Below are 20,971 nucleotides of genomic sequence, written 5' to 3'. Positions count from 1 at the left end.
ATTAGGTGAGGAGTGAACGTGAGACAGGCTAAAGCATTAGGTGGAATCGTGATTGGAGGGGCTGTGGTGTTACTAGCATCACAGCCCGTTTGGGCAGCAACGACCCAAGTAACGGGCGTGCAGCTCGACAAGAGTGAGAATGAACTGAAACTCATCCTGAAGACCGAATCTGGGGATGAACGTCCAGCCGTTTTCACGAGCAGTCAGGGAAATGATGCGGTAACAGATATTGTTAATACCCAACTGAACTTGAGTGAGGGCAAAACATTCCGTCAGGAAAACCCGATGCCCGGTATCACGTCTGTTTTAGTCAGCCAGCTAGACGGCAATAGTGTGAGAGTTACTGTTAGTGGAGAGAACCGCCCTCCCGCCGGACAGATTCTTCAGCAGGACAATCAAGAGATTAGCTTAAGCTTTAGCACAGCTGTTGGAAATCAAACAGCAAGCCCCATACCTGGAGCGCAAGCCGCAACACCCATACTCCCAACACCAGCTACCACGCCATCGGCTCAAACTCCTACACCAACAGCAGCACCTACAACCCAGAGCCAAGCGCAAAGTACACAGGTGCTGCCCAACTTAAACGCCATGCCAGTAGCTCAGGCAGCAGTTCCCCAAGGGCAACCGAGCCAAAGAGCAGGCTCAGCCACAACGACTGTAGCTCAGAACCAAGCGCCTCCGACAATCGTCCCAGCTCCCCCAGCCGTCGTCCCAGCTCCCAGACAACCGGAAGTATTAGTTCCTAATCCCCGAATCACGATTCAAGGCGCTCCGGCTCAACCTGCGGGTGCAGCCCAACCGATTGCCCCAGCCCCTCCTTTCTTGCCACGAGCCGTTGCGCCGCCAGTTGGTGACATTGCAGTTAGTAATATTGATGGCTCTGCTAGCACGATTGATCTAGGCACTGGAGTACGTGTGCCTCGCCTAGTTTTGCGAGAAGCTCCTGTGCGAGAAGTTTTGGCGCTACTTGCACGAGCGGCTGGACTGAACCTCGCCTTTATCGGAGAAGCTCCTGGGGAGGGAAATGCTCAAGGTGGTGGTCAAGGTGGTAATCAAGGAGCACAACAAACAATTTCGCTGGATTTGGAAAACGAGCCTGTTCAAGACGCATTTAACTACGTTCTGAGGATTTCAGGTTTTCAGGCTAATCGAACCGGACGCACGATTTTTGTAGGACCTCGTCTACCCGATCCAGCCCGCAATATCATCGTCCGCACCTTGCGTCTCAATCAAATCCAAGCTCAGCCAGCCGCGTCTTTCCTAATTTCACAGGGAGCAGAGCAACAACAGATTACAGAGCAGACAACACTGACGGTAATTGGTGAGGGAGCTGCTGCTCAAAGAATTGAAAACACGACAACGACAGTAGAACAAATTACCCCACAGATAGAACAAGGAGGACAGGGGGGTTTGCCAGGACCGGGAGCGCCCTTACTGCTCAGGGGGCTGGGGGTGACTCCTGATGATCGCCTTAATATCGTCACCTTGATTGGTGAGCCGCGCCTGGTAGAAATTGCCACAGCATTGCTGACTCAGTTAGATCTGCGGCGTCGTCAAGTAGCCGTGAATGTCAAGGTTGTTGATGTTGACCTCAACGCTACAGATAATGTAAACACGAGCTTCTCCTTCGGAATTGGAGACAGTTTCTTTGGAGTTACTAACGGCGCACTTAATATCAACCTAAATGGTGGTAGTCCTTTTGGTCAAACTGACAGGTTCCTTGCTAACTTGCAAGCTAGCATTGTAGCTGACAATGCAAAGATTCTGACTGACCCAACAATCGTCGTACAAGAAGGCGAAACTGCAACAATTAACCTGACTGAAGAGGTAGTTGGCAATATTGAGAGTGAGACGCAAACCACCGAAGGGGTGACGACGAGAACAGTCACCGCAGAGATTCGTGAGGCTGGTTTAGAGCTTGAGATCAACGTCAACAAAATTGACGACAATGGTTTCGTCAGTTTAGTGGTAAACCCAAGAGTCACTACCATTGGAGGTCAACAAGATCTGAGCATTGACAATGATACAAATCGCATCAGACTCTTGAATGTACGCGAACTGACCTCTGGACAAGTTCGCCTGCGAGATGGTCAAACTTTGATTTTGTCGGGCATTATACAGGAAACCGATCGAACATTGATAACCAAGGTGCCTATTTTGGGAGATATTCCGATTCTGGGTGCCCTGTTTAGAAACACAGAGCGGCTAAATCAACGACAAGAGGTGATTGTGCTGCTGACACCTCAAATTCTTGATGACTCGGAAGCCTCCTCGTTTGGTTATAACTACACACCAGGGCGAGAGACTCGTGAAGTCTTAAATAATCGAGGCTTTTCTCCTCAAGGGCAGTAACTAAACTAAATAGGGCAACTTGGTGGCGTTGAAGGTGTATATAAAGGCTCTAACGAAAATATTACGTTAGAGCGCTTTCCTCGTTGTACACTCTACGCCCTTGGTTGCCCAAATCCTTGAAAGTGCGATCGCGTCTTCATTCGTTGCCAAATGTCTTTTTTGGTCTAAAATACGTTAAATAGCGTTGCATCAGACTGTAATTGGAGAAGATGCGGCGCTATTTTTGCTTAAAAATCCTGAAATCCACATAACTTAAAGGTTTCAACGATCCATATCTGGCAAGCTGATCTTAGAATAATGCAGTGAAACTTCGAGCCTGCGAGTGTTGCAGCGATTTTGAGTCGAAAGACTCTGCTATTGGGGTCAAAACTACTAATCTCGAACCGAGATTTTAGATGATACTTGACCTCATGATCCAAACAAAAAAGGAGATTCCTAATGAATAAAGGCGAATTAGTTGATAAGGTTGCGGAAAAAGCAACTGTGACCAAAAAACAAGCTGATGCCGTGTTATCTGCCGCATTAGAGGCGATTATGGAAGCCGTTTCCGACGGCGACAAAGTTACCTTGGTTGGCTTCGGCTCGTTTGAGTCGCGGGAGCGCAAAGCCCGTGAAGGTCGCAATCCGAAAACTGGCGACAAGATGGAAATTCCGGCAACCAAGGTTCCTGCCTTTTCTGCTGGTAAATTGTTCAAGGAAAAAGTTGCGCCAGAGAAATAACAGTTGGTGACTTAACAAGAACGCATCCTTGAAACGACCAACTCACGGGGGAAACTTAGCCTGGGCAGCGGCACTGGCAGGCTGTTCCCCTTCTTTGATTCTTGATTTTTCAGCGAGTATTAACCCCTTGGGGCCGCCTAAAAGTGCCCTCAAGGCGATTGAGTCTCACCTAAAAGACCTAATCGCCTACCCTGATCCCAATTACTCCCAGCTACGAGCGTCTCTGAGTCTGCTGCACCCGACTCTGACACCGGACTGGATTCTGCCTGGTAATGGCTCCGCAGAGCTTTTAACCTGGGCAGGGAGGGAATTATCAGAACTGGAGGAAACCTACCTTCTTACCCCAGCCTTTAGCGACTACAAACGTGCCCTTAGAGCGTTTGAGGCAAAGGTTAAGGAGTACCCTCTTCTCGACAGAGAAAGTGGAGTGTGGAAAATGGTGAGTAAGAAAGAAGACAGGGAGGAAAACTCTCCCTTGTCCTCCCTATTCCCTACCCCCCATTCCCCCTCTGATTGCGGTTTACTGCTGAATAATCCCCACAATCCCACGGGGCAGTTGTTTGAGAGGGAGACAGTTCTGCCTTATCTGGAACAATTTGCTCTAGTTGTGGTAGATGAAGCCTTTATGGATTTTCTGCCTCCTGACCAACAGCAAAGCCTGATACCAGTGGTGCAGGACTATCCAAACTTGGTAATTTTGCGATCGCTCACCAAGTTCTACAGCCTCCCAGGACTACGGTTAGGTTATTGCGTTGCTCACCCTGATCGACTCCGCCGCTATACTCAGTGGCGCGACCCTTGGTCAGTAAATGTTTTAGCCGCCGCTGCTGCGATCGCTGTCGTACAGGATACGGAATTTCAGCAGAAAACCTGGGACTGGTTGCCAAGAGCGCGATCGCATCTGTTTGAAGGTTTAGCATCATTACCAGGGTTGCAACCTTACCCCAGTGCCGCCAACTTCTTACTGGTGCAATCTGAACAACCGACTCCACAGATTCAGGAAAAACTACTCAAACACAGCCAGATTTTAATCCGTGACTGCTTGAGTTTTCCAGAATTAGGCGATCGCTATTTCCGGGTAGCTGTACGCACTGAGGCAGACAACCAACGTTTATTAGAAGGTTTAAAATCTATCCTCTGAAACCTATTGCCTGTTCACCTTTTTGCTACATCAGCAAATCTAACAACAAACAACCAACAACTAACAACTAATAACTAACCCATGACCGTTGAATACGACCTCATCGTCATCGGAGGCAGCACTGCTGGTATTTATGCCGCCGTTGCTGCTACCAAATTGAAGGCTCGCGTTGCCCTCATAGAAAATGAGCGTGTCCAGACAAATTGGTTAGGTCATGGTGCAATCTATGCTCAAGCCTTAAATCAGGTTGGGCGTGTGCAAGAGCAAGTGCGTGAGGCGACACAATTTGGTGTCCATTTTCCAATAGCTGACTCAATCGAACAGTTACAATTGCCATCTGTTCAATTAGATGAAGCAATGCAGTGGGCGCAGACTGTCGTTTATACCTGCTCAGAACAAAGTTCTCCAGCGATTTTGGCATCTTTAGGCGTTGATGTAATTACAGGTGCAGGGGAATTTTGCCGACAGCCTCACTTGGGTTTTGTCGTTAATGACCGCCGGATGCGATCTCGTGCCTATTTAATTGCAACGGGTTCTCGCCCAGTTATTCCCGATATCGCAGGGTTACAAACTATTGGCTACCTTACACCAGCCGATATCTGGCAACCCAGCTTTGCTCAACGGTTGCAGGGGAGTTGGGTCGTGATTGGTGATGGTTCAATTGGTACCGAACTCGCTCAAACTCTGGCGCGGTTGAACTGTGAAGTCACTCTCGTTGTCAGTGCTTCCCATATACTGCCAGATGAAGACCCAGAAGCGTCTCGCCTTGTACAAGCGCAATTAGAGGCTGAAGGGATTCGCGTGTTAACAGAGAGTCCAGTCGCCCATGTTAGGCAGATTGAGGATAAAAAGTGGGTTCAGGCGGGAAATCGGGCAATTGAAGCGGATGAGATTTTGCTAGCTACAGATCATCAGCTAAATGTTGAAGCTTTTAATTTAGAAGGTGTTGGGGTTAAGTTTACGCCGCAGGGTCTTGAGCTGAATGAGAAACTACAAACGACAAATTCCCGCATTTATGCTTGTGGTAATGTTGCTGGGGGTCAGCCGTTTGCCCATATTGCCCAGTATGAAGCTAGCATTGCCTTGAAGAATGCGTTGTTTGCGCCTGTGTTTAAAGTTGATTATCGTGGGATTCCTTGGGCAGTCTTCTCGAACCCTCAACTAGCACGGGTAGGGTTAACAGAAGCGCAAGCTAGACAGCGCTATGGTAAGGATGTCTTTGTGGCACGGCAATATTTCAAAACCCTGGATAAAGCTCAGATATTGGGAAATGCGACTGGGTTCTGTAAAATTGTTGGACGTGAGAATGGGGAAATTTTAGGAGCCTCGATCGTTGGGGCTGATGCGAGTGAATTGATTGGAGCGATCGCATTTGCAATTCGACAGAAGCTTAAGGTGAATGCGATCGCAAATTTACCCCAGATTACCCCAACGTTGTCAGAGATTATTCACAAAACTGCGATCGAGTGGCAGCAGCAACGTCGAAGCCGCAATAAGTCTTTACACAATTTTCTGGAAAGCTTCTTCAACCTGCGCCGCAATTGGTCTTCTTGAGTGGCTAAGGGGATAATTTTGCCTTTTTAGCGCGATTTTCTTTGTACCACTGCGCCACTGCTGGAGACCAGTTTTCGAGATGAATATAGAGAAGTTCGCAGAATTTCTGAGCTTCTAGTTGAGCATCTTTCTTCCATCTCAGGTCTAATAAATGAAGAAGCGATCGCAAATTACAGCTCAGTACAAAATGCTGTCTTGCATCAAAAGGAATCAACCCTCTAGCGTGTTCTTCTGACAGCCCTTCATCAATTCGTTTCTTATAATGTTGGCACGCTTCCAAACACCACTTTAAGTCTTCCGTGCGTTGTTCTTCTGAATAGAAGTAACGTTTACCTTGACGATTGGTATAGTTCCCTACAGGGCGGAGGTAAAAAACATCTTCTACCTCTTGGTTCCCTTCAGCAACATTAACAATTCTCTGACCTGTATAACGAAATGACTGGACATCAAAACTAATTCCCACGCGATGAGTACGAATTTGCTGCATCATCGAGTGGGGAAAGTAGCCAACATTGAAGGTAATTTGGGGATGTTCTAAGGGTCCGTAATGTCCGCGATCGCCTAATAATAAATGCTTAACAATAAGTTCCCCAGCACGTTGTTCCGAAGGCCATTGTTCATGGCTATCCCAAACATAATTTTCTGAATAATCTTGATGCATTGCTGCCCAAACAACCTGCTGTGGATTGGGTGTCGCAGCAATCACATCAACACAAAAGCGTTCCATTCTATTTTTAACTTAATAGTAGATATATCAACAACAAAAGCCATCAAGCAAGCCTTTATTATTGTCAATTTAAACTCTTGAGACAACTACTTGTTCAGGTTGATCTTGATACTTACCTCGCCGCTGTTCATAACTAACAGAGCAAGGATTTCCTGACAGAAACAATAGCTGAACTACCCCTTCATTAGCATAGATGCGACAGTCAGCGCTAGAAGAATTGGAAAACTCTAATGTTAGATGCCCACGCCATCCAGCTTCCGCAGGGGTTAGATTGGCAATTAAACCTACACGCGCATAAGTGCTTTTACCAATGCACAAAACAGATATATCTTCAGGAACAGCTAAATGTTCCAACGCAACTCCAAGTCCATAAGAATGAGCTGGCAAAATGAAGTAGCTACCATTCGCATCGGTATGTAACTGAACGGGTTCTAAATTATCGGGATTAAAGTTTTTTGGATCAACGACAGTACCGGGGATGTGCCGGAAAACTCTAAATTCAACTGGAGACAACCGGAGATCATAACCGTAGCTACTAAGACCATAAGAAATGACTGGCAGTCCCTCTACGTGGCGAACTAGCCTGGGTTCAAAGGGAGAAATCAGTCCCTGACTTGCCATTTCAGTAATCCAGGTATCGTTCTTGAGCATAGCTATCTATCTATATTAAGGTTGGTGAGAACGGCGGATTTCGGTGATTTGGTCGGCGACATCGAGAATCGCTTGAGGCATCTGTGGCCCTGTGAGGATAATATCAACGTGACTAGGGCGCCGTTTGAGGAAGGCAAGTACCTCAGCTTGTGGGATTAAGCCAAAGTTGATCGCTAGGCTCAACTCGTCGAGAACAACTAGGGAGTATTTTCCTTCGGAGACAACGTCTTGGGTGTACTGCCACAATTGCATCAAAGACTTCGATTCTGCCTCGTCTAACTCCGGTGTATCAATATACCGTGGAAGGTCACAGCGAATCCAATCTAGGTGCTGACCTAAACGTACAGGATGCTCATGACCTTGCCCGATTCCACCTTTGAGAAACTGAACGACGAGTACAGGGGTGCCCTGACCAGCAATTCTCAAGGCTTGAGCGATTACGCTAGTAAAAAAGCTGCGATGGGGGCTGGTAAATACTTGTACCAACCCTTCAATGTTATAGGTTGGGTGAAAAGAGGAATCAATGCCGGTCGCTTCTAACTGGGAAACCATAGTCAACATTTAAAGGGCAACGAACCTGTATTGCTAATGAATAGGGTAGTTGCAGAGCCGATGCCATGAACAAGATATAGCGTACTTTTTAAGTCGCCTACCTAGTCAAACACTACATTTATGAGTCCGTCAAGATTCAAATTGTAAAGTATAAGTCGGTTTTGGGGGGCAGATGGAGCTGGATATATTCCCTTTTTGCCCAGGCATCAATAGTGCGAAAATAGCTTTCGTGAGCTTGGACACACGCCGTTGGGCGAGAATTCGTGCAAAATTTATCTAGAAAAGGTTTAATGGCAAGAAAGTAGGAGCGGTTTAATCGTGAGACTGGTGATTCTGGGAGGACCAGGGGCAGGAAAGGGAACACAGACTCGACAATTGTGCCGCACACTGAGTCTTTCAGAGGTTTCCACCAGTGATATGTTACGAGAGGCGATCGCATCTCAAACTGACTTGGGGCGTCAAGCACAACCCTACGTGGAGAAGGGCGAACTCGTACCTGATCCAATCCTCATTCAATTTATACGTCACCGTCTTTCTCAGCCTGACATTGCTCGGTGTTGGTTGCTCGAAGGCTATCCCCGCACGGCTTTCCAGGCAGAGGAGTTAGATTTCCTACTAGACGAATTGGGGCAACACCTCAACTGGGCAATTTACTTACAGGTATCGGAATCGGTGATGATGAATCGTTCTCTAGAGCGATCGCGTACCCTACAAGATAACGCCATCAACTCACGCCTGGATGACCAACCAGAAATCATTCAGCGTCGCATTAATCTCTTCCATGAGCGTCTGCCTCTGTTATTGGAATATTATGGCTATCACAAACGGCTGTTGACGATTAACGGTGAACAATCACCAGAACAGGTGCAGCAGGATATTTTGCAGAAACTTACGGTTTGAGGAACACGCCAGTTTACAATCCTTAACAATTAACTATTCCACACGGACAATTATCATGCCCTGGCAGCGTCCCGACAATCGACAACCCGATCAATTGCGTCCGATCAGCTTTGAGCGAGACTTCACACGCTTTGCTATGAGTTCTGTCTTAACAAAGTGCGGTGGCACTCAGGTACTTTGTACCGTGACGGTTCAGGAAGGAGTACCAAAGTTTTTAGAAGGCAAAGGTAGCGGTTGGCTAACGGCTGAGTACAGGATGTTACCTGGCGCTACACCTCAACGCCAAGAACGGGAATTGTATAAGTTATCTGGACGAACTCAGGAAATCCAGCGATTGATTGGACGCAGTTTACGATCCTCTCTGGATTTAAAAGCACTGGGAGAACGTACTGTGATTGTTGACGCAGATGTCCTTCAAGCAGATGCAGGGACTCGTACCACTTCAATTACAGGGGGGTTTGTTGCCCTTGCTGAGGCTTTGGAGAAACTGGTAAAAAATGGACAACTAGAGCGATCGCCTATCACTCATCAAGTCGCTGCTGTCTCCGTAGGACTCCTAGAGGGTGAGCCATTTTTAGACCTCAATTATGTTGAAGATGTCGCGGCTGAAGTAGACTTCAACGTCGTTATGAACGACCAACTGGGGATTATTGAAGCACAAGGAACAGCCGAATCTGGGACTTTTAGTCGCAATCAACTCAATCAGCTTATAGACTTAGCAGAAAAGGGGATTCAAGAGCTACAACACGCTCAGCGTCAGTGTTTGACGTAATTTATCCCGTTAAGTCTCAAGGTGATTTTTTCTGCTACGACAAAAAATTATGCTGAAGACCTTGCCCTCAACGTTTGGCTCTACTTTTAGAACCGCTTATTTAAAAGTAGTTGCCGTCATACTTGTCATTGCGCTCATTGGCTTTCCTCTAGTTAGTCACTATGGGATTACTGTCGATGAGGGGACAGAAGTGGCGATGGTAAGGAGGAACATAGAATTTATCGTTAAAGGTACACCGATTCCGGGTGACCTGAAGTATTTTGGACCAGTTTTTAATGTTGCTTCAGAGGTAGTGTTTCAAGCTCAGCAGTACCTCACCAAAGGACTATCTTATAATCCCCTAGATTATGGAGCAGAGCTTAATGATCGGCAGACAAGAGTTCAAGCCTTAGCTGACCGAGTCAGAGTTAAGCATTACATGACCTTTTTAGTTTCCTTAATAACTTATGCCACAGTCGCTGGTATTGTTGGAACGCTATGCGGGTCAGAATATGCCTGGTTTGGGGCATTAACATTGGTATTCTTTCCAACGTTTTGGGGTCATAGCTTTTTCAATCCCAAAGACCCACCCTTTGCCGCCATATTCACACTAACTACTCTTCTAGGAGCCTATGTAGTTAATTATTATCTAAAACCTGATGAACCTATCAAGGTTGGTAAAAATCGTGCAACCTTTTATACCGTTTTATTCGGTATTCTCGTAGGCTTACTAACTGGCATAAGAATTGGAGGATTCCTCTTTCTATTCTTTATCCTGGCAACTTACCTAATATTAAGGTTGGGAAAAGGAGGAAGCAGCAGAAACTTTTATAACTTTGCAGGACTTTACTTACTACTATGCGTGACGTGGTTTGCTACCAATACCATTTGCTACCCTGCTTTTTGGTCTAACCCGATCGCTGGTTTTCTTGAAACAATTGATTATTTATCGGGACATCGTTTACAAATAGCAGTTTTATTTGATAGCAAGTTTATTCCAATCCAAAATCTTCCCTGGAACTACTTACCGACTTGGATGTTTATGACGATTCCCTTGATTTTCCAAGTTGGGTTTGTCGTTGGTGCCAGTTTGATAGTGGCAAAATATTCTAAGCTCTCAATTCTGCAACGAGCTTGTGCCATTTTAGTCTTATTCCAAGTTTTATTTCTTCCTTTAGTTGCTATTGTCAAACATTCGCCTATGTATGACGGGATGCGGCACTTCCTTTTCACCTTGCCAGGAATTGCAGCAATATCGGCAACAGCCTTTATCTGGATTTATCAGAAGCTCTCTAAGAATTTTAAAATTATTGCAGCTAGCTTTATCACCGTGGTTTTTGTTGCGATCGCGTTTGATATGGTTGCCTTACATCCCTACCAATATATTTACTTCAATCGCATCTCAGGTGGACTAAAACAAGCTCAAGGTCAATACGAAACTGAATATTGGGGATTAAGTTTACGTGAAGGAATGGAGTGGCTTAACAAAAATGCTCCTCCTGGTTCAACCGTTTTAGTGGGAGGCTTTCTTTACTCGGCAGAATTTTTTGCTGACCCCAATCTCAAGGTTATTGGTTACGAACCGAAAAAAGTTGCAGACGTTCCTAGACCTTTTCACTATTTAGCATGGCCCCGTTGGGATGCCCAAGAGCAGTTGCCAGAATGTCCAGTCGTTCATCAGGTGATAAGGCAAGGAGTTCCGTTATCTATTGTCAAGCGCTGTGATTAAGCTGAATGGATTTAGAACCTATTTTGGTCAGCCTTAAAACTCTTGGGATGTATCTTTAGGAAAATCTAACCGATGTTGATAAAGTTTCCTGCCTCTTTTGGCTCGGCTTGGAAAAAGGCTTACTTAAAAGTTGCTACGGTAATTGTAAGTCTTGCCATTATTGGCTTATTAACGATTGGCAACTATGGAGTATCGTGGGATGAAAACGTCGAAATTTCTATGGTGAGGTTTAACTTTGAACTTATCACCCAAGGGAAGCCGATTCCTGTAGATTACAAATATTATGGAACTGCCTTTAATCTAACTTCAGAGATTATATTTCAAATCCAAAGCTTCATCCAAAAAGGATTTGACTACAACCCTCTAAATGATGCAGGTATCCCTGATGAAAGACTAAAATATAAAGTCTTGTATGAGCGTATCAAAGTCAAGCATGTTTTAACCTTCCTCGTTTCCTTAATAACTTACGCATCGGTAGCAGGAATTGTCGGGATTTTGTGTGGCAGAGATTTTGCTTGGTTTGGTGCTGTGGCTTTGCCCCTGATTCCACGTTTTTGGGGACATAGTTTCTTTAATCCGAAAGATATTCCATTTGCTGCCTTCTTTACCCTCTCTACACTTCTTGGTGCTTATTTGGTTAATCATTATCTTAAAGTCAACCAAGAATCCCAACTTAAATTTAACAGAACTCTTATTTACTCAATTCTTTACGGCATTTTAGTTGGATGGCTAACAGCAATAAGAATTGTTGGATTCTTTGTACTGTTTTTTGTTATCTTAGCTTACTCAGTAGGAATTTTAGGAGCAAAGACGAGCTATCGAAATTTACGGAATACATTAATTTACTATGCAACAACAATTGTTGCTTGGGCAATAACAACAATCGCTCTACAGCCTGCAACTTGGTCTAATCCTATCGGCTGGTTTATTGAAACTCTTGCTTATATGTCCAAGCATGGTTGGGGAGGAGAAGTTTTATTTAAAGGTCAATTTATTTCAGCGAAGGCACTCCCCTGGTATTACCTACCCACTTGGGTAGTGCTTACAGTGCCTCTAATTTTTCAAGTTTCTTTTGTTTTAGGATTAATCTTCTTAGTCGTTAAATATTCTGAGCTTTCCAATCTTCAACGCGCTTGTGCTGTCTTAGTGCTGTTACAAGTATTTTGTCTTCCACTGCTAGCGATTTTAAGAGATTCTACCCTTTATGATGAGATGCGGCAGTTTCTCTTTATCTTGCCAGGAGTCGCAGCAATTTCTGCGGCGGCTTTAGTGTGGATTTACCAGACGTTATCGAAGAAAAGCTTGAAGTTAGTTGCGGTAGCTTTTATGGTTACTGTACTGAGTGCGATCGCATTTGATATGGTAGCGTTACATCCTTATGAATATATCTACTTCAATCGCGTCTCTGGAGGACTAGCCAAAGCGCATGGTCGCTATGAAACTGATTATTGGGGTTTAAGTATGCGTGAAGGGATAGAGTGGATTAATAACAATGCCAGTGGTAACGCTAAAGTTGTGGTTGGTGGGGATGACGACTCTGCCATCATCTTCACTGCTCCTAAATTAACTGCTATTACTAAGAGTGAGTTTGAGCAAAAGCCAGTAGATAAACCCTTCTATTATTTAGCTGTGCCTCGATATGACTTGCAACAGGCTTTTCCTGAGTGTCAGGTTGTTCATCAAGTCGTGAAGCAAAATGTTCCCCTAACAATAGTTAAAGAATGTAAATAATATTGATTTACATAATTATTAAGATTCGTTTCAACTAGATAAAACTCAAGATACTTTTGATGAAAGCTGTATCCTAGTAAAGGTCAGCGTTTCAGAAACCAGATGGATAAAATTACTGAGCTTAGTACCTGCTCATAACCACTTCATATTTGAGACAATTAGACTCTTAAATTCTCTGTCCATCACCACGAAAATAAAGCATTAGTATCAGCACGAGGAAGAACAGCGTATGAAATTGGCTTATTGGATGTATGCAGGCCCAGCCCATATTGGCACCCTGCGCGTCTCTAGTTCTTTTAAAAACGTCCATGCCATCATGCACGCGCCGATTGGAGATGACTACTTCAACGTCATGCGATCGATGCTAGAACGCGATCGCAATTTTACCCCAGTAACCATTAGTTCCGTTGATCGGAATGTCCTGGCACGCGGTTCTCAGGAAAAAGTGGTGAACAACATCACCCGCAAGGATGAGGAAGAAACCCCCGACTTGATTGTCCTCACTCCGACTTGCACCTCTAGTATTTTGCAAGAAGATCTACAAAACTTTGTGGAACGCGCCCAAATCGATGCGAAAGGCGACGTGATGCTGGCGGATGTAAACCACTACCGCGTCAATGAACTGCAAGCAGCCGACCGCACTTTGGAGCAAATCATCCAATTTTACATTGCCAAGGCGCGTAAGAAGGGCAACATTCCAGAAGGCAAGACTGAAAAGCCCTCGGTCAACATTATTGGCATTTCCTCCCTCGGCTTCCACAATCACCACGACTGCACCGAACTAAAGCGGTTGATGGCTGACTTGGGGATTGAGGTGAATGAGGTAATTCCAGAAGGTGCTTCCGTTCACAACCTGAAGAATTTACCCCGTGCTTGGTTTAACCTGGTGCCGTATCGCGAAATCGGCTTAATGGCAGCGCGTTACCTAGAACAAGAGTTCGGAACGCCTTATGTGGACATTACTCCGATGGGTGTGGTGGAAACAGCGCGTTGCATCCGTAAGATTCAGCAGGTACTGAATGCTCAAGGTGCCAATGTCGATTACGAAGACTACATCAATAACCAAACCCTGTACGTCTCCCAAGCAGCTTGGTTCTCTCGCTCAATTGACTGTCAGAACTTGACGGGTAAGAAGGCGGTTGTCTTTGGCGATAATACCCACGCGGCAGCGATGACGAAGATTTTGTCGCGGGAAATGGGAATTCACGTCGTCTTAGCAGGTACTTACTGTAAATACGATGAACAGTGGTTCCGCGAACAGGTGACAGAATACTGCGACGAAGTACTGATTAGTGATGATAACGGAGCAATTGCCGATGCGATCGCACGGATTGAGCCTTCTGCTATCTTCGGCACCCAAATGGAACGGCACGTTGGTAAGCGCTTAAGCATTCCTTGTGGTGTTATCGCTGCGCCTATCCATGTTCAGGATTTCCCCATCGGTTATAAGCCATTCCTGGGTTATGAGGGGACAAACCAGATGGCTGATTTGGTCTACAATTCCTTTACCTTGGGAATGGAAGACCACCTGCTAGAAATCTTCGGTGGACATGACACAAAGGAAGTAATTACCAAAGGCATCACTGCTGATTCTGACCTCGGTTGGAATAAGGAAGCACAGGCAGAATTGAATAAAGTGCCTGGTTTTGTTCGGGGTAAGGTGAAGCGAAACACCGAGAAATTCGCCCGTGAACGTGGCTTTACAGTCATCACACTTGAGGTGATGTACGCGGCGAAGGAAGCAGTAGGCGCGTAAGCCAGCAATACAACTACTAGCAATTCGTTATTCTAAGGGCATCCACTAAGTAGGATGCCTTTTTTCATTTTGGAGGCTTAAGGAGATGCTACTAGAAGACTACTTTGACTTTCTGCGTCCTGATGATATTCGCGTCAAAGGCACACGGGTTGGGATTGAAACCATCCTGTATGACTTCATTCATCGCAGCCGAACTCCAGAGGAAATTGCCCAGTCTTACCCATCTGTTAACCTGGAGCAGGTCTACGCTACTATTCTTTATTACCTACATAACAAAGAAGACGTCAGCGCTTATTTAACTGACTGGCTAGAGTGGAGTCACCGGATGCGAGAAGAGCAACGACGAAATCCTCCACCTGTTGTAAAGAAACTTATGAAATTGAAGGCAGAACGAGAGGCAATAAAGAAGGCGAATGAGTCTCAAATATCTGCTGGATGAGAACGTTGATCCAAGTTATCGCAGCGAATTCCAGCGGCAAAATCCTGACTTGGTTATGTGGGTGGTTGGCGCTCCAGGCACTCCTCCTAGAGGAACCCTAGACCCAGAAATCCTGTGCTGGTGCGAAAAACATAGCTTTGTGCTGGTAACAAATAATCGCAAATCTATGCCTGTTCATTTAGCTGACCATATTGCTGAAGGTCGCCATGTACCAGGGATTTTAATCCTAGGTGCCAAGTTGAGCATAGGTCAGAACCTTGAGGAATTAGTTCTAATTGCTGAAGCCTCTTTTGAGGATGAATATCAAGACCGAATCGTTCATCTGCCGTTGTCTTAACCAGAGTCATGCTTGTATCAAATGACTGAAGAGAGATCGCATTTCTCAGAATGATCGGCTTTTATAAGCTGTTGGAGTAGGAGGAGAAGAGCGATCGCATTTATTGCAGTGAAGAAGTGATCGCACTCAACCACTTTTTCAGGCTTTTGCTTCTTTGAAATACCAGTAGAGGTTGGCAACTGTTAAATCGGATATTTCTTGCCAACTTAAGGGGGCTAAAGCTTTCAATCCAGAGGCTGATGCTTTTTGACTAATGTAAGATTCATGATCTCGACGTAAATCCAGCTTGAATATGAACTTAAGTTGGTCACGAAAGGATAGGTAATGAGACTTTAGCTTCAAGTTTTCATAGACTAATTGTTCCTCTGGTTCTGCTGCAACTGCTGGGGCTAAATCATTCTCTGAACTCTCATTCATTGGTAAATCTGAACTAGCCAAAAGCTGTCTCTCCTTTGGGGAGAGAGTTTGTATCCAATCAATATGATTTTGCCAGGACTCTAGGACAGCTAGATCATGATTGTGAATCCGCGTGATTTCAGGGAAGAGAAAATTAAGCTCAGCCTCGGTTTTGCAACTATTAATAATATTAAGGATATCTTTACGGATTTTGTCTTTTAGGTGAGAGACGCGCTTGCTTACGACATCATACGCGCCCTGAAACTGAAAGGTTGTGGTAATTGCCTGATCAATCGCCCAAACGCATTCCTGTCTCCGGAGTTGCCCAGCAGAACAAGTTCCCTTTAAGAGATGAGGATTATCGTAAGCTGCTAAAGATGTATATAACATCCCCTGTACACCAGCCATAGCAGCATTTCTGGCGTTCACATCAGGTAACCGTAGAGCATGTTGAAGCCAGTTGTGTGCTTGTTGGAAATCTCCGTAAGCTTGAACTAGAATCGTGCTGTGATACTGAAACTCAACGTCTTTGGCAACTTGGTCAATTCGTTCTATAATTTCTGCTCCTTGGTCTTTAAGAGCTTCTTTCAGGTCAATAAAGCCGTGGTGAACTGCCAACCTCGTTTGCTTTACGTCCTCCCTGAGCTTCAGTATGTGATACAGGTTTACCGCTGATAGTGCTACACCAGCTACAGTACCAAGACCAATTAAAGCCATACTTCCTTGAATGGCTCCCACGCTACTTTGGATAGTTTGTAAGTTATCTGAGACACTATTTTGCCAATCATTTTGAGCATCTTGGGCTTGTTTTCCTGCATAGGCTCCAACTGCCATCCCCGTAATGTCGAGTACAGGGCATACAAAGACTGATACAGGTGTGTAACTGGCTAAAGTACGAGCTATACAAAGACCTGCTTGAATTGCATCAGGTGAAATATCCACAATCTGAAGGGGTGACGAGTAAGCTGAAAGCTTGATGCATCAAGGTTTCTCCTCCATTGACCGACACAAAGATATCAGCTTATTGACAGGCTTGTTGAGAATAGATGTCTCGCCAACAGAGAAGGTGAGAATGATAATCATATCTAAGGGGGAGGGGGCAAGGTACACCTTGCCCTCCCTCCAGAGTTTTTTAGAATCCCGCTCAAACTTTCATGATAAAAAAGAGCGGTTCGTTGTTCTCAACAAAACTGCTCTTCTAAAATGCTTCCCGAATTGTATCTCAACTGTCTGGAGTCTCAACTTAGTGCATCTCAACGGCTAACCTTAGAAATGCTGGTGTGGCTGTTGCAATTCCATAAACAGGTACGAATTGAAAGATTAGCCGCCTGTTTACCCTTGCCCATTCTGTATGAGAGCCGTCGCCGCCATGTACAAAGGTTTCTAGCTTTGCCACAGCTAAGTATTCCTTTGCTATGGTTTCCTCTAATTAAGAGTATTGGTAGGTTTGTACGGACAGATGTGGATTGCCGCTCTAGAATCCTGTAGTGATTGGGTCAAGAACTTAATGATTATTCGACCGCATAAGCGAACGTTCTTTCAAAAAGGTTTGAGGGCGATGGCTCTGATTCAAGCTGATTCCTGAATTCCTTTTTTTGGTCAATCAAAAAGTCAATCTGGAAGGGCGTGGTGTACCTCGCCCTCCCTCCCCTCACAAGTGATTATCATTATCAAGAACAGGGAGTTCAACAGCTCATTCTCAACAAACCTGTCAATAAGCTAATATCTTTTCGTAGGTTAATGGGGTAGAAAGTCTGATAAGACAAGCTTTCAGCTTGTCTGTCACCCCTTCAGATCCACAATTCTTACCTTAGATAAATCAGCACTGTGTCATATTGTTGGCTCTCTACGTAGAGAAATCATCAGAGATTCTACGGAAGAATAAATCCTGTAGGCAAAGATAACCGTATTTTCCCGGATTTTCTCTCGGCTCAATCTAGGCATACTAAATGACGACAATATTAGCTCACCCTCTAATGGAAACTGCAATAGTTTGCTGTAAGCCAGTTGAGCTTGTTTCGTGAATTACTGGAGGATAATCATGAATGACTACTTCAACACGTTTCAAAATATTGACCAATCTGTTGAGCAACTGCTTACAGATGAGCATAATTCCTTAGAGATTAAGCAATCTGCCACAAGCATCAAGGAGTCAGTCAAACCGTGTATTGAAGAACTGATACAATCGGCTACTCGACTTAAGCGGTTAGTTGTTATAGCTTCCGATAAGCTGTACCAGGCTGAAAATGTCTGGTTGAGCAAGCCGAGGATTGCTGAAGCTGCAAAATCTGAAATATGGGCACAGCTTGGGGAGATTAGTGGGTGTTCCTTCAGAATCCATAAGCTCGGAAGTCAATGTAAAGACGAAGCAGTCAAACAAGCAAAGAAATATTGGGATGAGCGAATTGAATACTTGAGAAAAATATGGTTTATAGACGCAAAAGGTCAACCTAAGAAAGGAATCGGTTGGAGTGAAAAAGAAAGCTTTATCAAGCAACTACACGTCCAGTTGAAATTGCAGAACCAAGAAGTAAACCAAATTATCAATAAAAATTTAAGTCTTGTTTATAAAGAAGTAAATAATATTCAGTTAAAAGCCATTCTGCACACTGTTAGTCTACTAGATCAGCAGAATAAAGCTCATTATAGTCAGCAGATAGATTTGATAGCTAGTAAAATTGAGACTAATTTCGCTAATCCTACAGAGCATCTACCTAACTATCTTCTCAAATTGGAAACAGCCATTAGTCCAGATTTAAAAGCTTTAGTAGATAAGGGTTGGGGTGATATCTTCGGCGAAGATGTTGTCAAGCTCAAAGAAAGGGTTGCTTCAAAAATCGAAAGGTTTATTACAGCAATTTTTGATGACAGAGTGGAATTAGCTACAAAAGCTATTACAAAAGCGATCGCATTTTACAACTACTTCCTTGAGCGGCAAGATCGATATCAGCAAGAGACAGCAGAACAACGCGAAGCTGAAAAAGCTTGGATTGACCAGCAGCGTCGGGAACTGGAGCGAGTACAGCAAGGTATTGAAGCCATTCTCAACACTAATTGAAGTGAGTGGCTTCGTACTGCTGCAAACACTTTATAAGGATTAAAGAAGCATCAATCATCAATTACCTGCTTCACGTCTTGCACTGATAAACCCAATGCTCCGGCAATCTGCTCTACACTGAGTCCTAAAGATGATAGATGAGCGATCGCATTCCTCTGTTTGTACTCAGTTTGATTTACCTCTCTACATTTTTATACGGTCTTTTGCGCTTGAATAACACACCAGCACCAAAAGCACCAAACCCTAAAATACTCAGCACCGAACCCGGTTCAGGAACTGTTGTAGCAGTATCTCCATCAGGAAGTGTTCCATCTGTACCTGTATCAGTATCTTCATCAGGAACTGTTACATCCGCAATGGCTTGCACCAAAAAAGAACTGTAAGTGACACCACCATCACCGTCAGACACTCGTAACCCAACTTCATAGTCACCTGCCTCTTCAAAAGACCACTGTCCACTTGACCCTGTGAAGTCATCAAATACCCCATCCATATCAAAATCCCATCTAAAGGTGAGAAGATCATAAATTCCTGGGTCAGTTACAGCGGCGGCGAAATCAAATAATTCGTTTGTCGTAACTACCAAATCCTCAGTCAGTTCAGTGATAGTTGGAGCAACATTCAAAACCCTAAGTGTTTGAGTGAGGGGATTACTCCAAGCTGCATCTTTATCCTGAGCTTCACCTGTAAAGACAAACGTACCCTCATCGTAAAATCTACCAAGTCTTGTTGTTACTGAACGCTCACCAGAAGTTCGCGAATCAATGCCAACCTCGTTGCCATCAATAAAGAACTTCTCCCAATCTGCTCCTGGGTCGGTAGCAAACAATTTTGCTGATACGCCTTGACCTTCGTAGATGAAGCGCCTCGAAAGATTGAAAGTGGTCAGGGTTGGGGCAACGTTTAAGACGGATTGTGTACTAGTAGCAAGATTACTGTAGTTACCATCCTCATCTATCGCGTGTGCTGTATAGGTAAATTCCCCGTTATCAGGAAACAAACCCAAATCTGCGCTAACTGTACGGGTTCCTGCACGATTGTAGTTAGTCCCAAGATGATTGCCATTGAAGAAGAAGGAGATCGCATCTTCACCTGGGTCATCGGCATACAGAACTGTAGATGTTGCTTGACCTTCGTAGATGGGGGATAGAGAAAAATATACGCTGGGAGGAGTATTTCTCACTACAGGGTCGCGTGGCTGAACAGGGTCTCTATTGCTACCAGTATCAGTATCAGCGCGGAATCGCATTATTCCGGTAAATCCATTAGTCCAATATAGTGAAAGCGTTCCAAATAGGTCTCCGGCTGAAATGTCTATTGGATCAGTGTAAGCAGCTCCATTTGGGCTTTGTCCAGCAAGAGTCTGATATCCCCAACCGTCCGCCGACCCATCCGTATGGGGTAAGCCTTCACCATAGGGATAAATATCAAAAACAGTGTTTCCAGGAATGGTATCAATGACTAAGGAGGTAAGACCTTGACCGAAATTACTTAAAATCCAAGGTGAATCGAAGCTATTACCTGATTCCGTCAATGACCAGTTAGGACCGAAAACGCCTCCAGATTTGTCGCCTGTAGCGCCCCAAATGAGGGTCTGGGAGGTGCCATCCAAAAAACCGGCAGTCACCTCTATCCCGCTCATCATACTGCCATCGGTCGAAAATCCTGTAAGGGTGGTCGCCTCTGAGGGAGCTGATGCTACTCCCAGAAGGATAAACGTTGCCCCAATAATCCGAGTTGATTGATTTTTAAGCAAAGAGCTAGTCATAGAGTTGTGTCGCTACTCTAGGGGTAGATGTTGAAGCTATTGATATCTGTAGATGCCTTTTTCCCAGAAGTGTTCCGAGGTTTATGCCCAATGGCTCAAGCCGTTACCAAGGAATACCAGTAAGCCCGATGCAACCTAGCTTAATTAACTCCCTAAAAGGGATCTATCGAATATCGCTATAGGGCAAAACTCTATCCAAGCTCAAATAGCTGCGTAAGCCCTAAGTAGACACGCGATCGCCCTTACTATCACTTTTAGTTAGTAAAAATTGTAACTACTTAGCTGTGTTTCTGACCTCAGCTAGAGGAGGAGCTTACGTGATTAATCCAAAAAAGCTTAAGTTATTAATATTTAACTTACATACTGGCGTTTAGACTAATGCGCTCTAACTCAGCTTCGCTGAGTGGAG

At 44.7% G+C, this 20,971-nt stretch carries 18 protein-coding genes; 13 read left to right on the top strand and 5 right to left on the bottom strand.

Annotation, left to right across the window (positions count from 1 at the left end):
* Positions 1–18: 18 nt before the first annotated feature.
* The 4 genes from AC5JL3_RS20170 (at position 19) to AC5JL3_RS20155 (ending at position 5,767) form a co-directional block, all read left to right on the top strand.
* Positions 19–2,352 (top strand): secretin GspD/PilQ domain-containing protein, encoded by a 2,334-nt coding sequence (locus tag AC5JL3_RS20170; protein WP_496076171.1) that lies wholly within the window; start codon positions 19–21, stop codon positions 2,350–2,352.
* A gap of 438 nt (positions 2,353–2,790) precedes the next feature.
* A complete protein-coding gene (locus AC5JL3_RS20165) occupies positions 2,791–3,072 on the top strand; it encodes an HU family DNA-binding protein (RefSeq protein ID WP_192220534.1) in 282 nt (93 codons plus the stop codon).
* 28 nt (positions 3,073–3,100) lie between these two features.
* Positions 3,101–4,213 carry a threonine-phosphate decarboxylase CobD gene (cobD, locus tag AC5JL3_RS20160; protein WP_496076170.1) on the top strand — a complete coding sequence of 371 codons (1,113 nt, stop codon included), beginning with the start codon at positions 3,101–3,103 and terminating at the stop codon, positions 4,211–4,213.
* Positions 4,214–4,294: 81 nt separating this feature from the next.
* On the top strand, positions 4,295–5,767 hold the full coding sequence (locus AC5JL3_RS20155; protein WP_496076169.1) for a dihydrolipoyl dehydrogenase family protein: 1,473 nt from the start codon (positions 4,295–4,297) through the stop codon (positions 5,765–5,767).
* A gap of 4 nt (positions 5,768–5,771) precedes the next feature.
* Here the strand turns inward: AC5JL3_RS20155 and thyX are convergent, their stop codons facing one another.
* The 3 genes from thyX to AC5JL3_RS20140 all read right to left on the bottom strand — a co-directional run bounded on the left by thyX (position 5,772) and on the right by AC5JL3_RS20140 (position 7,697).
* Entirely contained in the window at positions 5,772–6,494 is a 723-nt protein-coding gene (thyX, locus tag AC5JL3_RS20150; protein ID WP_496076168.1) for an FAD-dependent thymidylate synthase, read from the bottom strand.
* 69 nt (positions 6,495–6,563) lie between these two features.
* Entirely contained in the window at positions 6,564–7,145 is a 582-nt protein-coding gene (gene dcd / locus AC5JL3_RS20145; RefSeq protein ID WP_496076167.1) for a dCTP deaminase, read from the bottom strand.
* 15 nt (positions 7,146–7,160) lie between these two features.
* On the bottom strand, positions 7,161–7,697 hold the full coding sequence (locus AC5JL3_RS20140; RefSeq protein ID WP_496076166.1) for a P-loop NTPase family protein: 537 nt from the start codon (positions 7,695–7,697) through the stop codon (positions 7,161–7,163).
* 318 nt (positions 7,698–8,015) lie between these two features.
* Between AC5JL3_RS20140 and AC5JL3_RS20135 the strand changes: the two genes are divergently transcribed.
* From AC5JL3_RS20135 to AC5JL3_RS20105, 7 genes are all read left to right on the top strand, one after another.
* A complete protein-coding gene (locus AC5JL3_RS20135; protein WP_496076165.1) occupies positions 8,016–8,597 on the top strand; it encodes an adenylate kinase family protein in 582 nt (193 codons plus the stop codon).
* A 55-nt stretch (positions 8,598–8,652) separates the two neighbouring features.
* The gene (rph, locus tag AC5JL3_RS20130; RefSeq protein ID WP_496076164.1) at positions 8,653–9,369 is read left to right on the top strand and encodes a ribonuclease PH; all 717 of its coding nucleotides are present in this window, start codon (positions 8,653–8,655) and stop codon (positions 9,367–9,369) included.
* A gap of 49 nt (positions 9,370–9,418) precedes the next feature.
* Positions 9,419–11,077, top strand: a complete 1,659-nt coding sequence (locus AC5JL3_RS20125) for a glycosyltransferase family protein (protein WP_496076163.1) — start codon at positions 9,419–9,421, stop codon at positions 11,075–11,077.
* A 72-nt stretch (positions 11,078–11,149) separates the two neighbouring features.
* The gene (locus AC5JL3_RS20120) at positions 11,150–12,808 is read left to right on the top strand and encodes a glycosyltransferase family protein (protein ID WP_496076162.1); all 1,659 of its coding nucleotides are present in this window, start codon (positions 11,150–11,152) and stop codon (positions 12,806–12,808) included.
* Positions 12,809–13,037: 229 nt separating this feature from the next.
* The gene (gene bchB, locus AC5JL3_RS20115; protein WP_496076161.1) at positions 13,038–14,564 is read left to right on the top strand and encodes a ferredoxin:protochlorophyllide reductase (ATP-dependent) subunit B; all 1,527 of its coding nucleotides are present in this window, start codon (positions 13,038–13,040) and stop codon (positions 14,562–14,564) included.
* 85 nt (positions 14,565–14,649) lie between these two features.
* Positions 14,650–15,003 (top strand): DUF433 domain-containing protein, encoded by a 354-nt coding sequence (locus tag AC5JL3_RS20110; RefSeq protein ID WP_496076160.1) that lies wholly within the window; start codon positions 14,650–14,652, stop codon positions 15,001–15,003.
* The gene (locus AC5JL3_RS20105; RefSeq protein WP_496076159.1) at positions 14,978–15,340 is read left to right on the top strand and encodes a DUF5615 family PIN-like protein; all 363 of its coding nucleotides are present in this window, start codon (positions 14,978–14,980) and stop codon (positions 15,338–15,340) included. The genes AC5JL3_RS20110 and AC5JL3_RS20105 overlap by 26 nt, the downstream gene beginning before the upstream one ends.
* 138 nt (positions 15,341–15,478) lie before the next feature.
* Here the strand turns inward: AC5JL3_RS20105 and AC5JL3_RS20100 are convergent, their stop codons facing one another.
* The gene (locus AC5JL3_RS20100) at positions 15,479–16,678 is read right to left on the bottom strand and encodes a hypothetical protein (RefSeq protein ID WP_496076158.1); all 1,200 of its coding nucleotides are present in this window, start codon (positions 16,676–16,678) and stop codon (positions 15,479–15,481) included.
* 261 nt (positions 16,679–16,939) lie between these two features.
* On the opposite strand from AC5JL3_RS20100, the gene AC5JL3_RS20095 reads away from it, so the two are divergent.
* Both AC5JL3_RS20095 and AC5JL3_RS20090 read left to right on the top strand, forming a co-directional pair.
* Positions 16,940–17,224 carry a hypothetical protein gene (locus AC5JL3_RS20095; protein WP_496076157.1) on the top strand — a complete coding sequence of 95 codons (285 nt, stop codon included), beginning with the start codon at positions 16,940–16,942 and terminating at the stop codon, positions 17,222–17,224.
* A 553-nt stretch (positions 17,225–17,777) separates the two neighbouring features.
* Entirely contained in the window at positions 17,778–18,794 is a 1,017-nt protein-coding gene (locus AC5JL3_RS20090) for a hypothetical protein (protein ID WP_496076156.1), read from the top strand.
* A gap of 175 nt (positions 18,795–18,969) precedes the next feature.
* On the opposite strand, the gene AC5JL3_RS20085 is transcribed toward AC5JL3_RS20090, so the two are convergent.
* On the bottom strand, positions 18,970–20,562 hold the full coding sequence (locus AC5JL3_RS20085; RefSeq protein WP_496076155.1) for a PKD domain-containing protein: 1,593 nt from the start codon (positions 20,560–20,562) through the stop codon (positions 18,970–18,972).
* Positions 20,563–20,971 lie beyond the last annotated feature (409 nt).

Source organism: Symplocastrum torsivum (assembly GCF_059505465.1).
The sequence above is the reverse complement of the archived record's forward strand: the minus strand, read 5'-3'. Positions and strand labels throughout refer to the sequence as shown.

Excerpts from the sequence above, each read along its gene's own strand:
- rph (WP_496076164.1), top strand. The coding sequence starts at position 8,653 with ATGCCCTGGCAGCGTCCCGACAATCGACAACCCGATCAATTGCGTCCG.
- AC5JL3_RS20090 (WP_496076156.1), top strand. The coding sequence starts at position 17,778 with ATGAATGACTACTTCAACACGTTTCAAAATATTGACCAATCTGTTGAG.
- AC5JL3_RS20165 (WP_192220534.1), top strand. The coding sequence starts at position 2,791 with ATGAATAAAGGCGAATTAGTTGATAAGGTTGCGGAAAAAGCAACTGTG.
- AC5JL3_RS20155 (WP_496076169.1), top strand. The coding sequence starts at position 4,295 with ATGACCGTTGAATACGACCTCATCGTCATCGGAGGCAGCACTGCTGGT.
- AC5JL3_RS20105 (WP_496076159.1), top strand. The coding sequence starts at position 14,978 with ATGAGTCTCAAATATCTGCTGGATGAGAACGTTGATCCAAGTTATCGC.
- bchB (WP_496076161.1), top strand. The coding sequence starts at position 13,038 with ATGAAATTGGCTTATTGGATGTATGCAGGCCCAGCCCATATTGGCACC.
- thyX (WP_496076168.1), bottom strand. The coding sequence starts at position 6,494 with ATGGAACGCTTTTGTGTTGATGTGATTGCTGCGACACCCAATCCACAG.
- dcd (WP_496076167.1), bottom strand. The coding sequence starts at position 7,145 with ATGCTCAAGAACGATACCTGGATTACTGAAATGGCAAGTCAGGGACTG.
- AC5JL3_RS20125 (WP_496076163.1), top strand. The coding sequence starts at position 9,419 with ATGCTGAAGACCTTGCCCTCAACGTTTGGCTCTACTTTTAGAACCGCT.
- AC5JL3_RS20140 (WP_496076166.1), bottom strand. The coding sequence starts at position 7,697 with ATGGTTTCCCAGTTAGAAGCGACCGGCATTGATTCCTCTTTTCACCCA.
- AC5JL3_RS20085 (WP_496076155.1), bottom strand. The coding sequence starts at position 20,562 with ATGACTAGCTCTTTGCTTAAAAATCAATCAACTCGGATTATTGGGGCA.
- AC5JL3_RS20110 (WP_496076160.1), top strand. The coding sequence starts at position 14,650 with ATGCTACTAGAAGACTACTTTGACTTTCTGCGTCCTGATGATATTCGC.
- AC5JL3_RS20095 (WP_496076157.1), top strand. The coding sequence starts at position 16,940 with ATGCTTCCCGAATTGTATCTCAACTGTCTGGAGTCTCAACTTAGTGCA.
- AC5JL3_RS20120 (WP_496076162.1), top strand. The coding sequence starts at position 11,150 with ATGTTGATAAAGTTTCCTGCCTCTTTTGGCTCGGCTTGGAAAAAGGCT.